A 20,699-nucleotide genomic window follows, 5' to 3' on the forward strand; every position below is an offset into this window, starting at 1 on the left:
CAGGATTTAATTTCATATATTAAGTTGGTAATAAATAGCAATGATTGAGTTATATCAAACCACAAGATGGCTAAGCCATCTTGTGGTTTGATATAACTTAGAGATAAATTAAAGAACCTCATTTAGCACTCTTTCTTATTATTTTTAATGATTAACAAAAGAATTTGTATTTCTAAAATCTGGTGTGATTCATCTAATATATTTTTAAAATGGATTTGTCAATTCAATTTCTACTAACTATCCCCTACTCAATATAGAAATTAGTGTCATCCAATGAATAAAGAATGTTATACTACAAAACCAAATACTATTATTTATTCATTGCTAAGGAAGTATACTTACAGACTGAGAAATATTTTCACCTAAACTATTGAATGCTGATACTGCATAGCTAGCATTTTCTCCAGCAGCTTTATCTCGAAACTCAAGCACTACATGTGGATATATGGGAGCATCACCACCATCGCGTTCCTGTCCCTGTAATGTTGCGATTAGAGTATTGTTACGATAAACCCGAAATTTTGGCAATCCATTTTCAAGATCTGGGACAAAATCCCAATTTAAGACAACTTCAGTTGTTCCGACTCTTGTAACATGCAAATCAGTTGGTGCATCAGGCTTTCGAGTTGGAGAAACTCTGTCTGGATAGCAACTTTCATGTAGATATGGTACACCTAAGAGACTAACAAGGGCTTTATTTGAACAAATACGATACCTAATCTTCTCAAATAAATTTGGATTGGAAACGTATGCTTGCCATTTATATGCGGTTTCTTCATTTGGTAGCCATGCTGCATGTAAAGGATCTCCTTTGTATTTACTGACTGGAGCTATTTCATGGGTATCTGGATTAGCCAACCAACCTTGAGATGCCTCAAGTTGACGGAGTTTTTGACTATCTTTTGTCAGCCGAGTAGTTAAGATCGAGTCCAAGTAAGGAATGGCGATAAGCCTTGTATCGGTAGATCCATGCCCCATATCCGCTTCTAGAGCAAGACCCCAAAGCGCACCAGCTTTTCTAAACCGAGAGAAAACTTGTCTGGGTAGGTCAAGCCCATCACTAAAATAGAACGTGCCAACTGCTTCGTCAGCGCCTAAAGCATACAGAACTGGCATTCCCAAAACATTTGGACTGATATCGGAGGCAAGAAGTTTATTAGGTTCTGAAAGAGAGATATTAGCGCCACCTCCTCGCATAGCTATTAAAGCAATCGTGCGATCGGGGTATTTGTGAGACATTTGTACAGCCCAGTCGGCTCCACCAGAATATCCCCAGAGTACCCATGGGGTCTCACCTAATTCGGGATGTCGACTCTTTTGCCCTAATACATGAAGAGATTTTAGAAATGCATTTTCTGAGCCTCGGTCAATGACAGCCCAACTATCGCAAGGATCAGCAGGCGGGATTCCAACTGTTTGATATTTAGTTCCGAGAATTGCTAGTTGATGCTTAATTGCTAGGGCTTGCCAGTGTAAATCGTTCGCGTAAACAAGCCCCATATCTGTAGCATCATCACCACCACATCCATGCTGCCTAACAATCACACCACGAACTGTTTCTACTCCGTTGGGAATCCATATTCGATAATTGGCTAAAATATGATTGGCTGTATCAGTTATTGGAACTGATGTTTCGTAATAGATGCCACGCTCAAGACTATTTTTTTGTCCAGTAGATATAGCTGATTGTTCTGGCAATGGCTGAGGAACAGACAACAGCCATTTTATCCATCCTAAGTGAAGCAGAAGTGTAGTTAAAGTGGCTAAAAGGAAAATTACAACAAGTTTCCATTTGATGTGAATAGCAAATGGGATGAATGGCAGTCGCATAACAGACAAAATCCTATTGAAAAACTGAACAAAGAGACATCTTGATATGCTGGTGCATATCAAGATGTCAATGCGGCATGTCTTTACGAAACACCTCCAAGTTGCAAATATTTACCGGGATTATCTAGATCAGGAATATACCAAGCAGGATTACCTTCGGGATCTCGTCCCAAACGAGCCCCTGGTTGGGGTGGACGATTGCGATCAAAGCCGCCATTATTGCCGTTAGCAACATTCTTAGGCTGTGGTAAAAATCCAATCATCTGCATTTCGGCAACAGTATCTTTAAAGGCTCTGATCACAAATTCAATATCAGCGTCGGAGTGAGATAGTGTAAAGAAGCAAGGACGATGATCCCAGACATGGACACCTTTTTCGCGCAATAAATAGAATATCAAGCTGGCATAAGGACTTTCATGGGGATAGTTGATATAGAAATAAGAACTAAAGTGAGCAATCTCAATTGGCGCTTCAATTTGCTTGAAGTATTGGTTGAGATGAGTTGCAAATTTACTGACCTTATCGGCAAGCGATCGCTGCAACTCTGGTCCACCTGCCTTAAGTTTATGGAGCACAGCCTCGGCTGCGGCTAGCGCCATAGGATGACGGACAAAGGTTCCTGCAAAGAAGGTAACTCCAACTTCAGGAATAGAGTTATCACCATATTGCCAGAATCCACCGTCAAGGGCATCCATATATTCAGCTTTACCCGCTACAATCCCAATCGGTAATCCGCCCCCAACCACTTTTCCGTAAGTTGCCATGTCAGCTTGGATATTAAAGTAAGCCTGAGCACCACCTGGGTGAACGCGGAAGCCTGTCACAACTTCATCAAAGATGTATGCGGTTCCAGATTGCTCAGTTAAAGTCCGCAAATCTTGCAAAAACTCTTTGGGTTGGAGGTTTGGATCACGGCTGCGAACTGGTTCCACTAAAATTGCGGCCAAATCATCGGCGCGATCGCGCAGAATCTGTAAAGACTCAGGCGTGTTGTAATCCAATACCAGCAGATTCTCAAACATGCAGGGCAAAATCCCAGGAGCTGCGGGCAAGGTTTTAAGCTTGGGTCCTTGGCGATAGAGCACCTCGTCAAACGTACCGTGATAATCCCCAGCAAAGGTCGCCACGAGATCGCGTCCTGTAACTGTCCGAGCTAGACGTAAGGTTGCCATTACCGCTTCCGAACCCGTGTTACAAAATGCTACTCGTTCCATGCCTGTAAATTCGGCAACAAGTTTGGCAACTTTACCTGCTAGAGGAGTTTGTGGTCCAATTTCAATGCCCTTATCCAGCTGTGCTTTTACCGCTTCTGTCACGAAGTCTGGTGACCAACCAAAGAAATTCAACCCAAAGCCATTGGTGATATCCACATATTCGTTACCATCGACATCCCAGAGCTTGGAACCAGATGCGCGATCGGTTACAATCGGATACACCATTTCTTTAAACAATGGTGTAAATCCCGAAACTGTGCGTGGATCGGCAAGGTATTTACGATGCTCCTGCGTCTGCCGTTTTGATTCTTGAGTCCGAGCGATATAACGGGCAATGATGCGATCAAGGGCTTTTTGCTGTTCCGCTGTTAACGCGGCAGTGACCGACTTTTCGATCTTAGCTCCAGGTCCAAAGTTTTTGCGTGGTTTAGGTTCCTCCGCCTCAGTAACTGTTGCAACTTCTGCCTTGATTGGCACAGCCGCAGGTGCTGGCTGTGCAGGAGGTGCTGCTGGAGGAGCAACCGTTTGAACTACAGGTGCAGCGATCGCAGGACTAATCGTTCCACCTGTTTGACTGAGTAGCTGCAATTGTTGCGCCATAATTTGCAGTTGCTGAGCCACCACAGATTGCATCGTACCAGCCATTTCAGGACTTAGAGAAGGCAGTACAGTGCCATTGTTATGATTGCCATTGGCAGGAATAGGTTGTCCGACAAAATTAGACATGGCTGGAGTATAGGTAGAGATCGGTGTGGGATTAGCAACTAAAGTTGCAGCAGCAGGTGCAGGTACAGCAGGGGACGCAGGGGTAGAGACAACTTCTACTGGAGTTGCTGCGATAGGGGTGGGAGCAGGAAATGCATCTGGGGGAAGCGATCGCAGTACAAAGTCAGACAACGTATCGAGATTGGGATAATCTTCCAGTAAATGTCGAAAAGTGATTTTAACCTTGAACTTCTTTTTCAAAGCCATGGCAACTTGGGTGAGAGAAAGAGAATCCAGTCCCATTTCCAAGAATGTTGTTGTGCCATCATTACCATCAATTTCTAGCCCTGAGGTGGTTTCTAGAACTTCTTGAAGTTGGGGGATAAGTTGTTGCTTACGAGCTTCAGTCATAATATGCGCTTGCACCTCTATATTGGGCGTAGAATTGGGTTGTAAAGATGGGATGGGTGGGAGTGATTGAATTTCGACGGTGGGCTGAATTGGGATTGGTTCAGCAGGTGGGGGCAGGGGAAGCGTTGGTTCAATCGTTGGTTTCGGATCGATCCAATAGCGCTTGCGCTCAAATGGATATGTGGGTAGTGGGATGCGATGTCGGTATTCATCAGCATAAAACTTGGCTCTGTCAAGATCAACCCCAGCCAGCCAAAGTTGCCCGATCGCCTGCAATATGGCAAACCATTCGGCATCGTTATCGGCGGTGCTACCCAAGGAGGAAATTGCAATTTGACGTTTGATGTCTTTTGCCTGTTGTCGCGCTAATGTTGCGGTTGTGGTACGAGGACCTACTTCAAGTAAAACCCTTGCAGGCTGCTCCCATAGCTTTTTAGCACCCTCGGCAAACCGAACTGTAGCGCGTAAATGGCTAGCCCAATACATGGGGTCAGTAGCTTGAGCATCGGTGATCCATTCTGTTGTTACCGTTGACACAAAAGGAATTTTGGGTGGCGATAACTGAACCGTTTTGACCATTTCAGCGAATGGCTCAATAATTGGGTCCATCATTGGCGAGTGGAAAGCGTGGGAGGTATGTAATGTTCGACAAACAATCTCCTCGGCTTCCAGTTGTTGCTGCAAGTTATTAACTACATCAGTTGGTCCCGCCACAACACAAAGCGAAGCCCCATTTACTGCCGCGATCGCTAGGTCATCACTCAGACGCTTTTGCAACACCTCTGCAGGTAAGCGCACTGAGAGCATGGAACCACTGGGCAATGCGCCCATCATCCTTGCGCGAGTCGCAACGAGTTTTAGCCCATCTTCTAGAGAAAACACACCCGATAAACATGCGGCAACAAATTCGCCAATGCTATGTCCAATCATCGCTGCGGGGCGAACACCCCAACTTTGCCAGAGAAGTGCCAGAGCGTACTCAATCGTGAATAAGGCTGGTTGAGTGTATTGAGTCTGCCGCAATAAAGCTGTGGCGGCTTCATCGTTACCATCGTTGCTCTGGGGTGGATAGATGACTTGCAGAAGATCTCGATCTAGCAAAGGACGGAGAATCTCCGCACAGCGATTGACTGCATCCCGAAATACGATTTCATGCTCGTAGAAATACTTGCCCATGTTAAGGTACTGCGAACCCTGCCCAGGAAACATGAACACCACATCTGGGTTGCGAATTTCACTTAATCTTGTGGCACTGCGATTCACATCAAGAGATTCTAATATCGCGATCGCATCTAAGCGATCGCGACAAACGACGAAACGACGATGATTGTAAGCTTTTCTGCCATGATCTAGGGTATAAGCTACATCGGCTAAGTTCGTCTCAAGATTGCGCGTGAAGTATTCCTTGAGGTTTGTCGTGGACTGCTCTAGAGCAGTACTAGTTTTTGCCGACAACCGCAATAACTGAAAGGGACGAGAAGGACTAGAGACTTCCACTAATGGAGCTTCTTCTAAAACGACATGGGCATTTGTGCCGCCCACACCAAAGGAACTTACGCCAGCCCTGCGAGGTGTCTCGCCAGCCGTCCAATCAACGAGTTTGTTATTGACATAGAAAGGACTATTCGCGAAGTCAATTTCTGGATTAGGTGATTCAAAGTTGAGGCTAGGTGGAATTTTTTTGTAATAAAGCGCTAGGGCAGTTTTGATCAGTCCTGTTACTCCAGCCGCCGCAACTAAATGCCCAAAGTTACTTTTAACTGAACCGATCGCACAGAATTGGGTAGCATCGGTCTGAGTGCGAAAAGCCTGAGTGAGAGCCTCAATTTCGATGGGGTCGCCCAATGGAGTTGCGGTTCCATGAGTTTCAATATAAGAGATGGTGTCAGGATGGAAACCAGCCGAAGCTTGCGCCATAGTGATTGCTCCCGCCTGTCCATTAACGCTTGGTGCAGTGAAGCTCACCTTATCCGTACCATCATTATTCATGCCTACGCCTTTAATCACGGCGTAGATGCGATCGCCATCATCTAAGGCTTCTTCCAATCTCTTCAGTATGACAATACCCGCACCACTGTTAAACATGGTTCCTTGAGCATTAGCATCAAAGGGACGGCAACGCCCATCAGGGGAAAGCATACTACCTTCTTGGTAGAGATAGCCTCGATTTTGAGGTGTGGTAATGGAAATCCCCCCCGCTAGGGCAATATCACATTGATTACTCATTAATCCCTGAAATGCTTGAATCACAGCAACTAGAGATGTTGAGCAAGCGGTATTAATGCTGAGGCTAGGACCCGTTAGCCCCAATTTGTAGGAGGTGCGCGTAGTGACAAAGTCCTTTTCATTGGCTAGCATCGTTTGAAATTCACCCAGTCGGTTGATGATTTCAGGACGACCGCAGATGTGATGCTCAAAGTATGTATTTTGACCAGAGCCAGCATATAACCCGATTGCACCATCGTAGGATTCAGGCATATAGCCCGCATTTTCCAAAGCTGTATAGGCTAACTCTAGAAATACTCTTGCCTGTGGGTCAAGAACTTCGGCTTCTCTGGGACTAATTCCAAAGAAACTTGCATCAAAGGTTTCGGCTCCATCAATTATGCCCCTAACACGAACATAGTTAGGGTCAGTACGTAATTCGACATCAACACTTGGATCGATTTCTGCATCAGTAAAAGTAGTGCAGGATTCTATCCCATTACAGAGATTCTGCCACAGGGCTTCGACAGTATCCGCACCTGGAAAGCGCCCAACCATGCCAATAATTGCGATGCCATCAGAGTTAATCTTTGGTGCTTTTTGCAGGAGGCGATCGCGTTGTTTATTTTTTTGTTGCGGTTGCTCTAACTGTTTATGTTCTTCGCGATCGAGATACTGGGCAAATGTGCGGATAGTTGGATATTGATAAAGCTTGACAGCACGGAATTCAGAACCTAGCTGTTTTTGGACTCTTGTCACCATCTGTAAGCCAAGCAGCGACGTGCCACCGATGTCAAAGAAATTGTCTTCAATCCCAACCTGCTCTAAGCCCAAAACACTACACCAGATTTCGGCAAGTATCCGTTCTTTGGGAGTATTGGGTGCAATAAAGTTATCCCCAACTCCCATAGAGACAGGTGCTGGTAAAGCACGACGATCCGCTTTCCCATTAGGCGTGAGAGGGATTTTGTCTAAGACGATAATCGCCGCAGGAATCATGTAATCAGCTAATTGATCTTGTAAATAAGACTTAATTAGATTGATGTTGGGTGATTGCTCAGATTTTGGTGTTATATAAGCAACCAGTCGCTTACTGCCCACAACGTCCTCACGCACAATCACTACAGCATCCCGCACGCTTTCATGATGGCTTAAAGCTGCCTCTATTTCACCTAATTCAATGCGGAAACCACGAATCTTTACTTGATTATCTAGCCTTTCAACAAACTCAATCGTGCCATCGGGGAGCCATCGCACCCGATCGCCTGTCTTATAGAGCCGTTTTGGAGAATCAGCACTGAATGGATCGGGAATAAATTTCTCAGCAGTTAGGTCGGGACGATTGATATACTCACGCGCTAGTCCCGCCCCACCAACATGAAGTTCCCCCAAGACACCAATGGGAACAGGCTCACCATGAGCATCGAGAATATAAACCTGAGTGTTAGCTATCGGTCTACCAATGGGAACTGATGTCACTTGATCGCCCAATGGTCGAGGAATGCGGTAGCAACAAGTGAATGTCGTATTTTCCGTAGGACCATATCCATTAATTAGCTGTGTCTCAGGAAGATGTTTTTGCGCGAGCCGAATAAAGCTTGGAGAGAGCGCCTCACCACCCGTGAGTAGTTCTTTCACTCCTAAAAGAGATTCAGGAGATTCCGCAATGATCGTGTTAAACAATGCGGCAGTCAGCCACATGGTGGTAACACCGTAAGTTTGAATAACTGTTTTCAAGTCTTGGGGATCGGGAATGCCATCACTGGGGAATAAAACACAGCAACCACCATGCAGCAACGCTCCCCAAATCTCTAAAGTAGCAGCATCAAAGGAAATAGGTGCTAGTTGTAATAAAGTTTGATTGCCATCTAGCTCTGTAAAACTAGTACCAAATACTAGTCTGGAAACAGCTCGGTGCGGAATGGCAACTCCCTTGGGACGACCAGTAGAGCCTGAAGTGTAGTTAACATATGCCAAGCTATCAGCATTGACCTGTGTTGCCTCTGGAATACTTTCGGCAATCTCCTTCCCCCAATCCGTTTCCAGACAAATAATATGTGATTGAGTAGGAGGTAGGCGATCGCGTAGATGTGACTGCGTAATTAATACGGGAGCTTGAGTGTCCTCTAGCATAAAAGCAATTCGCTCTTGCGGATAAGCTGGATCAAGAGGAACGTAAACTCCACCTGCTTTAAGAATTCCGATAATAGCGATGATCGTCTCAATCGATCTTTCTATACACATCGCCACAAATGTTTCTGCACCTACTCCAAGACGCTGTAGCTCACAAGCAAGAATATTCGCACGTCTGTCTAATTCTTTATAAGTCAGTCTTATTGGAACTTCCGCATTAATGGATGGCAGAATTAAAGCAATCTTGTCAGGAGATTTTGCTACCTGCTCTGCAAAGATCTGATGAATTGTGTGGTCTGAAGGGTAGGTTGCTTGCGTATTGTTCCACTCAATCAATATCTGATGACGCTCGACAGTAGTTAACATTGGCAAACTTGCAAGTTTCTGCTCAGGATTCGTGACCAGACCTTCTATCAAGGTTTGTAGATGCCCCAAAAGACGATTAATTGCAACTTCTTGAAAACGGTTGCGATCGTATCTAAGCTGCAATGTCAAATTTGTTTCTACCTTTACACCAAGAGTAATTGGGGAGTCAGGTATTGCCACAGACACTTGCTCTAGATCATCCAATATTATCAAGGTCTCAAACAGTGACATGCCTACGGGAATATCACTCCATGCTTGAATTTGACTTAGAGACACTTGAGAATATGTTTGAACAATCTTCCACTGTTCTTGAATCTGGAGTAGCCAAGCTAGACAAGTTAGAATTGATGTGTCAGCATTAATTGTGAGACGAAAGGGGATGGGTCGATTTTTTTTATTCTCTTCATCTGATATTAGAGTGGTTGAGATAGGCTGAAAGCCAAAAACAATATCTTCATTTCCACTGTAGCGATGGAGAAGTAAAGCCCAAACCCCTTGCAATATTGATGTAATATCTAGATTTTGTTCGCGAATAAACTTATTAAAAATAGAAGTTGCGGATTCATTGAGGCAAGCAATAGTTGTCTGATACTCGGGTACTGAAAGATGCTCTCTAACCCTTACAGAATCACCACCCAAAAATGTGCTTGCATTGACACCCTTTAGAAACTGCTTCCAGAAATGCTCTTGGCTAGTCAAAGAAGATTTTGACATTGATTCTGTATGTTTAACATCCATTTCAGCGCTTATTTCCATCAGAAGTCACAATGAATAGCATGTAAGGTTAAATGTAATTGAGTATACTTAATAAATTTAGAATACTCTCAAGTTAAAATTAGAATTTAGCATTTTATATCACATTTGTAAATCCATAGTTATTTAGAAATTTGGAGAAAGACGGGGTAATAAAGTTATAGAAGTTATAGGAAAGTTATAGATAGGTTATTCAGTTGTTTTTGGGTTAACTCTATACTCGCTACGTAGCTATAGTCTAGACGGTAAGATATCTATCATGATTTCAAATCATAACTGACTTATACTAAAAACCAAATTTGTTATGTAAAGAAACCTTACGTAATTTAATAATTATTTCAAATCATAGCTATTCAGAATAGCTACGTTTGAGGTTCTTTATAAAATAAATTGATGAGTTTCTAATGGCTATTTTTTCATCATCGGTTTTGTTTTCATAAGCATGAATCATTAGTGACACCCTGCCATTCTCGATAAAGCTATCCCGATGCTGATCGACAAAATTCCAGTACAGATAATTAAAAGGACAAGCAGAGTTACCCGTTTTTTGCTTCACATCATAGGTGCATTGTGAGCAGCAATTACTCATTTTGTTAATGTAATTTCCCCCTGATACATAGGGTTTGGAGGCAAGTATGCCACCATCAGCAAAGGTAGACATGCCTAAAACATTAGGAAGCTCAACCCATTCGTAGGCATCGACATAGGCAAGCCAAAACCAATGGTTTAGCTGATGCGGATCTGTATTTGTGAGATTGCTAAAGTTACTTAAGACCATTAGTCTCTGAATATGATGTGAATAGCCGTAATTTAGAACATTAGTGACAGCATCTTTTAAACAGATTAAATCGGTATTAGCATCCCAATAAAGTTGCGGTAAATTATTAAAAAATTCAAAATAATTACTCTCTCGTACTTGTGGCATTTGTGCTTCATAGTAAACACGCACATATTCACGCCATCCTAAAATTTGGCGAATAAAACCCTCAACGGAGTTAAGAGGAGCAATGTTCTGCTCATAGGCTACGATCGCCATTTTGCAGAGTTCCTGTGGCAACAACAAGCCATTGTTAAGATAGATTGATAACACAGAATGAAATAAAAAGGGTGCACCAACTTTGATAGCATCTTCATAAGCGCCAAAATTTGCCAAGCGGGTTCCGATGAATAATTGAGCTAGTTCTAGGGCGCGATCGCGAGTTACAGCATAGCCAAATTGGTCTAGGTTTCCTAACGCATTAGGTAAGTATTGGTTGACCAACTCGATGACTTCCTTAGTAATTGCATCAGGTTCCACTTCAGGAACTGTGGGAATCACAGTATTTTTTGGTAAAGCTTTACGATTCTCTTTGTCATAGTTCCAATTGCCACCGACTGGCTTGCCATCTGCCATCAAGTAGCCAGTTTGCTTACGAAGTTCTCGATAGAAAGTTTCTAAGCGATATCCTTTTTTGATTTTTGGCTTAAATTTTTCAGCATCCGCAATAAAAAAGCGATTGGGAAGTATTTCGAGGCGATCGCTAAATTGATCATTTAACGCCAACATCTGCGATCGTGTATCCCATTCTGATGGCTGCATATAGGTAAGCTTAATCTGAGGGTATTGCGTCAAGAAATCTGCGATCGCCTCAGCATGAAACCCTTCGGTAAACAAATTTAGTACAGGAAAGCCTTGTTGATGACAGGCGATCGTAAAGTGCCTCTGAGCACTCAGTATATAAACTAATTTTTGCTTATGGTGAGGAATAAATGTGGCATATTTCAGAGATTCGACAAAGATTAATAATGGCTTTTGCGCGAGTAATTCTTTGGGGAATACATCTAGATTTAGTTGATCATGCAGGATAAATAGGACGCGATTGCTATTGTTTAATTGCTGTTCTATCTTTTCTGAAATTGGGTAGTTTTCTATTTGCGAGAGAAATTCACGGGCAGTTTCTAGCATAAATATCGAATTACATATAATAAAGGCGTTGCATTGCAACGCCTTTATTATAGATTAGACCTTTGCTAAACCGCTATGACGGAGTAATGGTGCAGTGCTAGGTTCACGTCCTCGGAAGGTTTTGAATACTTCCATCGGATGCTTGCTACCACCGAGGGCAAGAACTGTATCGCGATAGAGTCTACCTGTTGAAGCGATCGCCTGTTCATTTTCCAGTCCTGCTTCCTCAAAAGCGGCAAAGGCATCAGCGCTGAGGACTTCCGCCCACTTGTAGCTGTAATAACCTGCGGCATAGCCTCCCGCAAAGATATGACCAAAAGAACATAGGAAATTATCTTCTGGCAAAGGTGGAATTACCATTGTGGTTTCCGCAAGGCGAGATCGCAATTGCATTGGAGTTTCCGATCCGCCGACTTCATAGCGATGGTGCAACTCTATATCAACAAGGCTGAAATGCAACTGACGGAGCATACCTGAACCACTCATGTAGTTTTTGGAGTCAACCAGCTTTTGGAAGTAGCTCTCGGGAAGGGTTTCACCTGTCTCATAATGCTTTGCCATACCAAACAAGGTAGCGCGATCGTAACACCAGTTTTCCATAAATTGACTGGGCAGTTCTACTGCATCCCATTCAACGTTATTAATGCCTGATGCTCCTGAATAGTCAACCTTTGTCAACATATGCTGCAAGCCATGTCCAAACTCATGAAAGAGGGTTTCCACTTCACCAAAAGTCATTAGGCTAGGCTTACCATCAACAGGGGGAGACTGATTACAAATCAGATAGGCAACAGGTAAACGAGTAATCGTCTTACCCTCTTCGGTCACCTTAGCACGTCCGATGCAATCATTCATCCATGCCCCACCACGCTTTTCCGCAGGACGACTGTAGGGATCGAGATAAAAATAAGCGATCGCCTCATTACTCTCATTCTGAATCTCAAAGAAACGGACACTCTCATGCCAAATTGGAGCTTTGCCATCCGCAGGTACTACGGTAACTCCAAATAAGCGATTTACAAGAGTAAAGAGACCTTCGAGAACTTTTGGCAAGGGGAAATAGGGACGTAATTCTTCAACGGTAAAGTTGAACTTGGTTTCACGCTGACGTTCTGACCAGTAAGCCGTATCCCAATGCTTCAGTTCTTCTGTTTCGCCTTGAGCCTTAGCAAATTCCTTTAATTCTGCAAATTCTGTAACGGCGGCAGTGTAACTTGATTGGCGCAATTCTTCCAGCAATTTCTCAACAGCATCGACATTGGGAGCCATTTTCCGAGCAAGACTTAATTCTGCATAGGTAGAGTAGCCGAGTAAATTTGCCTTTTGTTTACGCAATTCGAGAATGCGATCAATTAATGGAGAATTGTCAAATTCACCACTTGCGGCGCGACTAACAAAGGCACGATAGAGTTTCTCTCGCAAATCACGACGACGGCTATGTTGCATAAATGGTACATAGCTAGGGTAGTCAAGGGTGATACACCAAGGACCATCTTCAGGTGTGGCTTTATCATCGCCATCTAGACGAGATGCTTGAGCAGCCTGAGCTAACAGACTCGGAGGCAAACCTTCAATCTCTTCAGGTTTGTTCAGGGTCATACTAAATTCTTTGGTGGCATCAAGCACATGATTAGAGAAGTTAGTGGAGAGTTCAGCAAGTTCCATTTGAATCGCATTAAACTTTTCTTTGGCTTCACCTTCCAAACCAACGCCTGATAGTTCTGCATCACGAATGGCAGCTTCAACAATACGTTTTTGAGCTGGTTCGAGACTGTCCCACTCTGATGATCCGTAAATTGCCTTATAAGCTTTATATACTGGCTGGCTCTGACTAAAGCGGTTAAAAAATTCGATGACCTTGGGCTGCACTACTTTGTGAGCTTCACGCAAGGCTGCACTATTTTTTACACTCAATAAATGCTCGATCGCACCCCATGCCCATCCAATGCGCTCAGTTAGACGTTCTAGCGGCTCGACTAGCCCTGACCATGTAGGCTGGCGGTTTGCTTCTAGTTCAGTCAATCCCGCGCTAGTTTCTTCAAGCAATTGGGTGATCGCAGGAATCACATGTTCAGAATTGATGTCTGGAAATGGTGGTAAACCTTTGCCAATCAAGAGCGGATTAGTAACTTCACCCATAAATCATTCTTAAGTTTTGTAAACAACTATATTGATTATATATCAATGCAGAGTCAGGACTAATGGCGGCTGATGCATTAATTTAGGGCGGCTATTCCTACAATTAGTCCTTGACAAACTTGAGTGAGAAATTCTAAATCAAGAGTCTCTAGCCGATCGCTACTTTTGTGATAATGCGGATTTCGCATATTCGCGGTATCGGTAACCATCAAAGCTTTGTAGCCAGCATCCCAAAAAGGAGCATGATCGCTGCGGCGAGTATCGGGTATTGCTAAGCCGCGCCAACCTGCGGGTAGCCATTCACAGGGAACCATAGATTTCATGTGATGCTGTAAATGGACCAGATCGGGAATTGTGGGAATGCTACCAATAAGTCCAATAAAGTCACCTGTATTGGGATAGAACTTGTCTAATCCTGCGGGATAGTGCTGTGAATTGGGAGTGCGATCGCAATAGCCCAACATCTCCAAAGAAATCATCAGACGTATTTTTTGGTTTTTCTGCTTAAGCTTATCTGCATAAGCAGCACTGCCTAACAATCCATATTCCTCCATATCAAAGGCAATTAATTGAATGGGATATTTAATAGGATTTTCTGAGAAATATGCAGCGAGTTCGAGAAGTACCGCAACACCTGAGCCATTATCATCTGCACCCACACAGCCCGCTACCGTATCGTAATGTGCGCCAATAATCAAAGGCGATCGCTTTTTAGAAGAATTAGACTCAATTTGCAAAATTAAGTTCTGATGAATATTGCCATTGACTTCAAAATCATGGATGAGAACTTCACCAAATTTTGCAAAATGCGATCGGATATATTCACGAGCAAATAAATGCCCAGCCGATGCATAGTAAGGATTACGCTCTATCACCAATCTTTCTAGATGCTGGATTAATCGAAATTGTAGGGTTTTCATCATTGATCACGAATAACTTACAGCGTTTTGCGCTGACTTAGAATTTAGAAATATTTTTGAAAGCGGCGCTTTGCGCCGCTTTCAAAAATATTTCTGTATTACTTAAAACTTCAATAAACTGTACAGTGTTTTGCACTTTCCAAAAAACTAGGAAATTTTTAAAAATGTTGCTTTGAAACATTTTTAAAAATTTCTTGTACTATAGCTGTCTCTATTCTTTTTAAGACATAAAACCTAAATAATATGAGGCGGCGCTTCGCGCCGCCTCATATTATTTAGGTTTTGTTTTGTCCTGATATAAGTGGTTATAGTTATGTATCAAGTCTAAACAGGATGTCTCGTCAATGGATATCTAAAGAAGTTTCAGTGCCTGAGCTTATAAGAAAGATTGTCTCAAAAGTTGTTAGTACAAAAAAATTGGAGAAATATTTTTTAAGGATTTAGAAAATCATAATTGGTTAATATTTTTGCATTTACAAAAACAACACAAGAAGCTGATAATTATTGTATTAGTCATTGTGGTAATCATGATATGGGAATAATGAAAGCTAAGGTTGCGACTAAACTGAAGGTACGCCCAGTGGATTCGTCACAACTCACAAAACCTAACGAGACTATTGATGTAGCAGTGGGTAAAACCTATGGATTTGATAAGTTTGAGCCTGCTGAAAATGGACATCTAAAAGTTACATTGGCGGCTAGCAGTGGAACTTTTTTTGTGTTTCCACCGCATTGGGATGGTTTAGAGCCTGATGTTCCCCAAATTGTTAGTAAAAAGCAAGCTGATGCCTTCTTTGGTAGGCAAATTAGTGATGTCCAACTGCAAGATTTAAATTCTTGTCTTGTTCGGTACAAGATTACTACTGCACCTAGATTACGACATTTTCTTAGTCAAATTGCCCATGAGTCAGGTGGATTGCAATATACGCAGGAAATCGCCAGTGGTGCAGACTATGAAGGTCGAGCGGATTTGGGCAATGTGAATCCAGGAGACGGACCCAAGTATAAAGGGGCTGGGGTGATTCAGCTTACGGGACGCGCTAATTACCAAGCGTTTAGTAAGGCGATCGGCGATCCTAAAGTGATGGATGGAGTTGCCTATGTTGCGTCGAAGTATCCATTTACTAGTGCTGGTTTTTGGTGGGACAATAATAAGATGAATGCTTTGTGCGATCGCGGGGCAACGGTTAAAGAGGTAACCTTGCGGGTGAATGGTGGCTATAACGGACTGGAGGATCGCCAACAATATTACGACAAAGCTTGTGGCATCTTTGCCTAATTCATGCCTAAATTTTGAATAAAAAAGCACTGCATTGCAGTGCTTTTTTATTCAAAGGTAAGCTGGGGACGAGACTCGAACTCGTGACCTACTGATTACAAATCAGTTGCTCTACCAACTGAGCTACACCAGCAAATTTAATCCTTTGATACAATAACAGACGTGCGATCGCTTTAGCAACATTTATCGTAAAAGTCTGTGGGTTTATGTTCTAAGCAGATGATGACTTTAGCTGTCAAGTGGTTGACGTTCACAGAATATCCCTACAAAATGCTTAGTAGGAAAAGTTTTACTCTGCTTAGAAACAATATTTCGACAACATCGAAATCCTCAGATATTCGGCATGAAAAACAGAAAATATCATCGCAAACGTAGATTAATCATAAGGACATGGCTAGGACAAGCGATCGCACCCAACAGACAAATCATTATAAAACTCTGAGAATTAGCTATAGCGCTGCCCCTGCTGAGGTCAAAAGCGCTTACCGTGGTCTGGTCAAAGAATTTCACCCCGATTGCAATCATCATCTCGATAATCATGATGATATAGCCTCGATCAATCTTGCTTACGAAGTCCTTAGCAACCCCCAATCTCGCGCCCATTACGATCGCAGTCTTGGCATTAAACACTCGCCTAATGGTGTATCTCAACAGGGAGTGAAGCGATCGCCATCCAAGCGAGAAACCCACCTCAACGAAGATCAGAAGCTTGATCGCTGGTTTAAGCAAGTGTACGAGCCAATTACCGAAATGCTCGAAGTGATTTTGGATAGTCTAGATGAGCAGATCGACGATCTCGCAGCTGATCCCTACGATGATGGATTGATGGAAGATTTTGAGGACTATATTGATGAATGTCGTGGCTCCTATGCTAAGGCACAGATTTTCTTTCGGGCTTTCCCAAATCCTGCTTCGGCAGCAGGGATTGCTAGCTATCTATACCACTGTCTCAATGCGATCAGTGATGGAATTGAAGAATTAAACTACTTCACTCTAAATTTTGACGATCACCATTTGCACACAGGACAAGAACTATGGCGCAGGGCTGACGAAATGCGTTATTGTGCTCAAATGGCAATGGAAAATTTGCAAACAGGTTAAATTTGACTTTAAACTGTTTGCAGGGTGCGCTGCAACAGAATATTCTCTTTAACTACCTGACAGTACGAATTGAGCCATACAAGAGATATTTGGGTAATCTTGCCAGATTCTAAGGTGACGATGGAAAAGTTACGATACTCCCCGTTATAGCTTTTGACAATTCTTGGTGTACATGCTGCGTTAAGAAAAACTGTCCCCTTCTCGTTAGTCACAAGTACTTCACGAGTACGGTGAGAATTAAGCCGTAAATGGTGATGCATATGTCCAAAGGTAACTAGAGAGACTGTTTTGAGCATTTGATAGGATTTAGAAATTGCTTCCGTAAAGTCTGGATCGCCATAGTCACCACCACCAGCTTTCCAATCTTTCCCACAAATGGAATGTTCTTCATTTCCCAATCCAAAAGGACCATTATGCCCTAGAAAAATTATATTTTCATAGGCAGTGTTGGCTACAGATTCAACAATCCGTTGCGTCGATTCGGCAAAACTTTTAACATTAAAGCGATCGCTATAAAATGCTGCTTTCTTCCATCTAGAACTTCCCCAACTAAAGGGACGCGCCCCAACTACTGAAAGATTTAATGCAGGAAAGTCTAACCAACTATAACCAACATGGATCTTACCTAAAATATCTAATTGCTGCTGCACGCGATCTTCCCTAGTGCGATCGTAAGGACATTTCTTTTTGTTAGGCTTCTTGTGATTATCTGAGGCACTGTACCAAGCATCATGATTACCCAAAATCACGGCTTTCGGCATATCAAGATTCGCGATCGCCTTTACAACTTCCACCGATTCATTGCCAATATCACCGACAAATAGAACTAGATCGACACCTAAAGACTGAAGGGCTAAGCGATCTTCAACAGGCTGCCATAAATCATGAATATCGCCAACTACAGCTATTTTGACCGATGACTTGGGCATGAGGCAGATACTTAGGGGTAGTAGATTAGTAGTATAGCAAGCCAATAAAAAAACAAACCCAGTAAGGGTTTTAAAAACACAAAATGGCGTAGCCATTTTGCGTTTTGGTATAAGCTAAGCGCCGACTATACTAAACTTAAATTTAATCCAGATTGGGAGTGCTTCAAGCCATGTCCGCAAGTAATGGGAGCTTCGTAACAAGTTTACAAACTAATTTCAAAAGAAATTTCTGGAATTGGCGCACGATCGCTCAGTTAATTTTTTTAGCGATCGTAATTACTTGCAGTATTTTGGCATGGAATACCCTAGCCAGAAATATGCGAAATTCTGGGCTAGCAATTAGTTTTGACTTTCTAGGTGATCCTGCTTCCTTTGATATTGCCGACTCCCCTTTTCCCTATAAAGCTTCGGATAGCTATACTAAAGCCCTACAGGTTGGGTTACTTAACTCTCTAAAAGCGATCGCTGTTAGTATCATTTCTGCAACTGTCGTTGGTGTCACGGTTGGCGTATCACGGCTATCAAGTAACTGGCTACTCAAGCAACTTGCCCGTGTTTATGTAGAAGTCCTCCGCAATACGCCCCTACTGTTACAACTATTTTTCTGGTATTCGGCAATCTTTTTAACACTTCCATCCGCTAGCGATCGCATCTCCCTAGGATTCGCCACTCTTGCCAAAGATGGGATCACGATCGCCGCTTTAAAAATGACCCTGAGTTCTGAATTTTGCGCTCTAGTCTTAGGATTGACGATGTTTTCCAGTGCTTTCATTGCAGAAATTGTCCGTGGTGGGATTCTCTCAGTTCCTAAAGGACAAACGGAAGCAGCTAAAGCTCTGGGATTAACGAATTTTCAAACGATGCGAAAAATCGTATTACCCCAAGCATTACGGGTCATCATTCCGTCACTGACTAGTCAGTATGTGAATATTGCTAAAAATTCTAGTCTGGCGATCGCGATCGGTTATACCGATATTTATCGCATCGCTTCAACCACAATTAATCAGACAGGAAGACCTGTAAATGTAATTTTGATTATCATGGGCGTATATCTAGCCATGAGTCTGACTATTTCCGCAAGTATGAATTTACTAAATCGTCAGTTCCAAATTGTTGAACGCTAAAACTGATAGAGGGAGACGTTTTGCGCCCCCTCTATCAGTTCGCAATTATAGTAGTAGTATGAATAGTCAAAATATTTTAGTTTGGTTCCGCAATGACTTGCGATCGCATGATTGCGAAACTTTATATCGAGCGTCCCAAGATGCTCAAATGACAGGCGCACAGATATTTCCTGTCTATTGCTTTGATCATGCTCACTTTGATAAAACTTACTTTGGATTTGAGAAAACAGGCGCATTTCGCGCGAAATTTCTGATCGAGAGTGTGACAAACTTACGGGAAAATTTGCGATCGCTTAATTCTAATCTAATTGTCCGCATCGGTAATCCCAATCAAATTTTGACTGAACTAGCGCAGCAATTAGGAATTAAATCAATCTACTACCATGCAGAAGTCACTACTGAAGAGAAAAATCTAGAAGATCAATTACGTTCTATTTTCAAAAAACAGAACGTAAATTTTAAAAGCTTCTGGGGAAGTACGTTATTGCATCCAAATGATTTACCCTTTGAAATTGCTAATCTTCCTGAACTCTTTACCAATTTTCGTAAACAGGTTGAAGCTAATCTCACAATTCGGGAAACTTGTCCTATACCCCAAAATCTTCCTAAGTTACCAGAAAGTGTTGATATTGGCGAAATTCCCACTTTAGACACATTAGGACTCAAAGAACCAATACCATGTGATCGCGCAGTATTACAGTTTAAAGGCGGCGAAACTAAAGCCCTAAAACGACTTGAACATTATTTTTGGACTAGCGATCGCCTCCAAGTTTATAAGCAAACTCGCAATGGAATGCTCCATGCAGATGACTCTTCTAAATTCTCACCTTGGCTTGCCTTGGGTTGTCTCAGTCCGCGATATATCTATGAGCAGGTTAAAAAATATGAAAGCGATCGCCTTGCTAATGACTCGACTTATTGGCTAATCTTTGAGTTGTTATGGCGCGATTATTTCCGCTTCGTTGCCGCAAAATATGGAAACAAGTTATTCCATCGCATCGGTTTACGCGGCATAAACATACCTTGGAAGCAAGACTGGAAGCGCTTTGAAATCTGGCAAACAGGAAATACAGGTTTCCCTTTAGTGGATGCGAATATGCGCGAACTAGCAGCTACGGGCTTTATGTCCAATCGTGGTCGTCAAAATGTCTCAAGTTTTCTCACCAAAAACCTTGGTATTGATTGGCGCATGGGAGCGGAATGGTTTGAATCTCGACTGATCGATTACGATCCTTGCAGTAACTGGGGAAATTGGAACTATACTGCAGGAATTGGGAATGATGCTAGAGGATTCCGATTTTTTAATATCAATAAGCAATCACAGGACTACGATCCGCAAGGGGAATATGTCAAACATTGGTTGCCAGAGCTTACAGATCTTCCTGCCAGTAAAGTGCATCAACCTTGGAAACTTTTACCAATTGAGCAAAAACGTTTTCGCGTTCGCCTGGGGGTTGACTATCCCCATCCTGTAGTTGATTTGTTTACTTCAGCAAAAGTAAACGAAGAAATTTATAAGAATGCATTCTAGGTTCACACAGATAATTTTTTAAATAGCAAAATGACGCGCAGTAAGATAACGTGAGTTCGACGCAAATGGCTATATCGAACTCACGTTTATTTTAACGTGAGTTCGATATAGAGC

At 42.7% G+C, this 20,699-nt stretch carries 10 protein-coding genes and 1 tRNA gene; 4 read left to right on the forward strand and 7 right to left on the reverse strand.

Annotated features, from left to right (window positions below):
- Positions 1-324: 324 nt before the first annotated feature.
- The 5 genes from ABM313_RS03725 to ABM313_RS03745 all read right to left on the reverse strand — a co-directional run bounded on the left by ABM313_RS03725 (position 325) and on the right by ABM313_RS03745 (position 14,624).
- The gene (locus ABM313_RS03725) at positions 325-1,716 is read right to left on the reverse strand and encodes a hypothetical protein (RefSeq protein WP_434686358.1); all 1,392 of its coding nucleotides are present in this window, start codon (positions 1,714-1,716) and stop codon (positions 325-327) included.
- Between the two features lie 197 nt (positions 1,717-1,913).
- Positions 1,914-9,578, reverse strand: coding sequence for an amino acid adenylation domain-containing protein (locus tag ABM313_RS03730; RefSeq protein WP_434686359.1), 7,665 nt, complete (start codon positions 9,576-9,578; stop codon positions 1,914-1,916).
- Between the two features lie 388 nt (positions 9,579-9,966).
- Positions 9,967-11,562, reverse strand: a complete 1,596-nt coding sequence (locus ABM313_RS03735) for a cryptochrome/photolyase family protein (protein ID WP_434686360.1) — start codon at positions 11,560-11,562, stop codon at positions 9,967-9,969.
- Between the two features lie 54 nt (positions 11,563-11,616).
- Positions 11,617-13,701 carry a M3 family metallopeptidase gene (locus ABM313_RS03740; RefSeq protein ID WP_434686361.1) on the reverse strand — a complete coding sequence of 695 codons (2,085 nt, stop codon included), beginning with the start codon at positions 13,699-13,701 and terminating at the stop codon, positions 11,617-11,619.
- 77 nt (positions 13,702-13,778) lie between these two features.
- On the reverse strand, positions 13,779-14,624 hold the full coding sequence (locus ABM313_RS03745; protein ID WP_434686362.1) for a M28 family peptidase: 846 nt from the start codon (positions 14,622-14,624) through the stop codon (positions 13,779-13,781).
- Positions 14,625-15,162: 538 nt separating this feature from the next.
- Between ABM313_RS03745 and ABM313_RS03750 the strand changes: the two genes are divergently transcribed.
- Positions 15,163-15,900, forward strand: a complete 738-nt coding sequence (locus tag ABM313_RS03750) for a glycoside hydrolase family 19 protein (protein WP_434686363.1) — start codon at positions 15,163-15,165, stop codon at positions 15,898-15,900.
- A gap of 60 nt (positions 15,901-15,960) precedes the next feature.
- Here the strand turns inward: ABM313_RS03750 and ABM313_RS03755 are convergent.
- Positions 15,961-16,033, reverse strand: a tRNA-Thr gene (locus tag ABM313_RS03755).
- Between the two features lie 257 nt (positions 16,034-16,290).
- On the opposite strand from ABM313_RS03755, the gene ABM313_RS03760 reads away from it, so the two are divergent.
- Positions 16,291-17,001: a J domain-containing protein gene (locus tag ABM313_RS03760; RefSeq protein ID WP_434686364.1), complete on the forward strand. Its 711-nt coding sequence runs from the start codon at positions 16,291-16,293 to the stop codon at positions 16,999-17,001.
- 8 nt (positions 17,002-17,009) lie between these two features.
- On the opposite strand, the gene ABM313_RS03765 is transcribed toward ABM313_RS03760, so the two are convergent.
- Entirely contained in the window at positions 17,010-17,930 is a 921-nt protein-coding gene (locus ABM313_RS03765; RefSeq protein WP_434686365.1) for a TIGR04168 family protein, read from the reverse strand.
- Between the two features lie 170 nt (positions 17,931-18,100).
- Between ABM313_RS03765 and ABM313_RS03770 the strand changes: the two genes are divergently transcribed.
- Positions 18,101-19,054: an ABC transporter permease subunit gene (locus ABM313_RS03770; RefSeq protein WP_434686366.1), complete on the forward strand. Its 954-nt coding sequence runs from the start codon at positions 18,101-18,103 to the stop codon at positions 19,052-19,054.
- A 58-nt stretch (positions 19,055-19,112) separates the two neighbouring features.
- A complete protein-coding gene (locus ABM313_RS03775; protein WP_434686367.1) occupies positions 19,113-20,585 on the forward strand; it encodes a DASH family cryptochrome in 1,473 nt (490 codons plus the stop codon).
- Positions 20,586-20,699: the final 114 nt, after the last annotated feature.

Origin of the sequence: Pseudanabaena minima str. Chao 2107, assembly GCF_051131155.1 — a bacterium.
GTDB classification, from domain to species: Bacteria; Cyanobacteriota; Cyanobacteriia; order Pseudanabaenales; family Pseudanabaenaceae; genus Pseudanabaena; species Pseudanabaena minima.

Coding starts and splice junctions, on each gene's coding strand:
- ABM313_RS03765 (WP_434686365.1), bottom strand. CDS start 17,930: ATGCCCAAGTCATCGGTCAAAATAGCTGTAGTTGGCGATATTCATGAT.
- ABM313_RS03730 (WP_434686359.1), bottom strand. CDS start 9,578: ATGTCAAAATCTTCTTTGACTAGCCAAGAGCATTTCTGGAAGCAGTTT.
- ABM313_RS03740 (WP_434686361.1), bottom strand. CDS start 13,701: ATGGGTGAAGTTACTAATCCGCTCTTGATTGGCAAAGGTTTACCACCA.
- ABM313_RS03745 (WP_434686362.1), bottom strand. CDS start 14,624: ATGATGAAAACCCTACAATTTCGATTAATCCAGCATCTAGAAAGATTG.
- ABM313_RS03775 (WP_434686367.1), top strand. CDS start 19,113: ATGAATAGTCAAAATATTTTAGTTTGGTTCCGCAATGACTTGCGATCG.
- ABM313_RS03760 (WP_434686364.1), top strand. CDS start 16,291: ATGGCTAGGACAAGCGATCGCACCCAACAGACAAATCATTATAAAACT.
- ABM313_RS03770 (WP_434686366.1), top strand. CDS start 18,101: ATGTCCGCAAGTAATGGGAGCTTCGTAACAAGTTTACAAACTAATTTC.
- ABM313_RS03750 (WP_434686363.1), top strand. CDS start 15,163: ATGAAAGCTAAGGTTGCGACTAAACTGAAGGTACGCCCAGTGGATTCG.
- ABM313_RS03735 (WP_434686360.1), bottom strand. CDS start 11,562: ATGCTAGAAACTGCCCGTGAATTTCTCTCGCAAATAGAAAACTACCCA.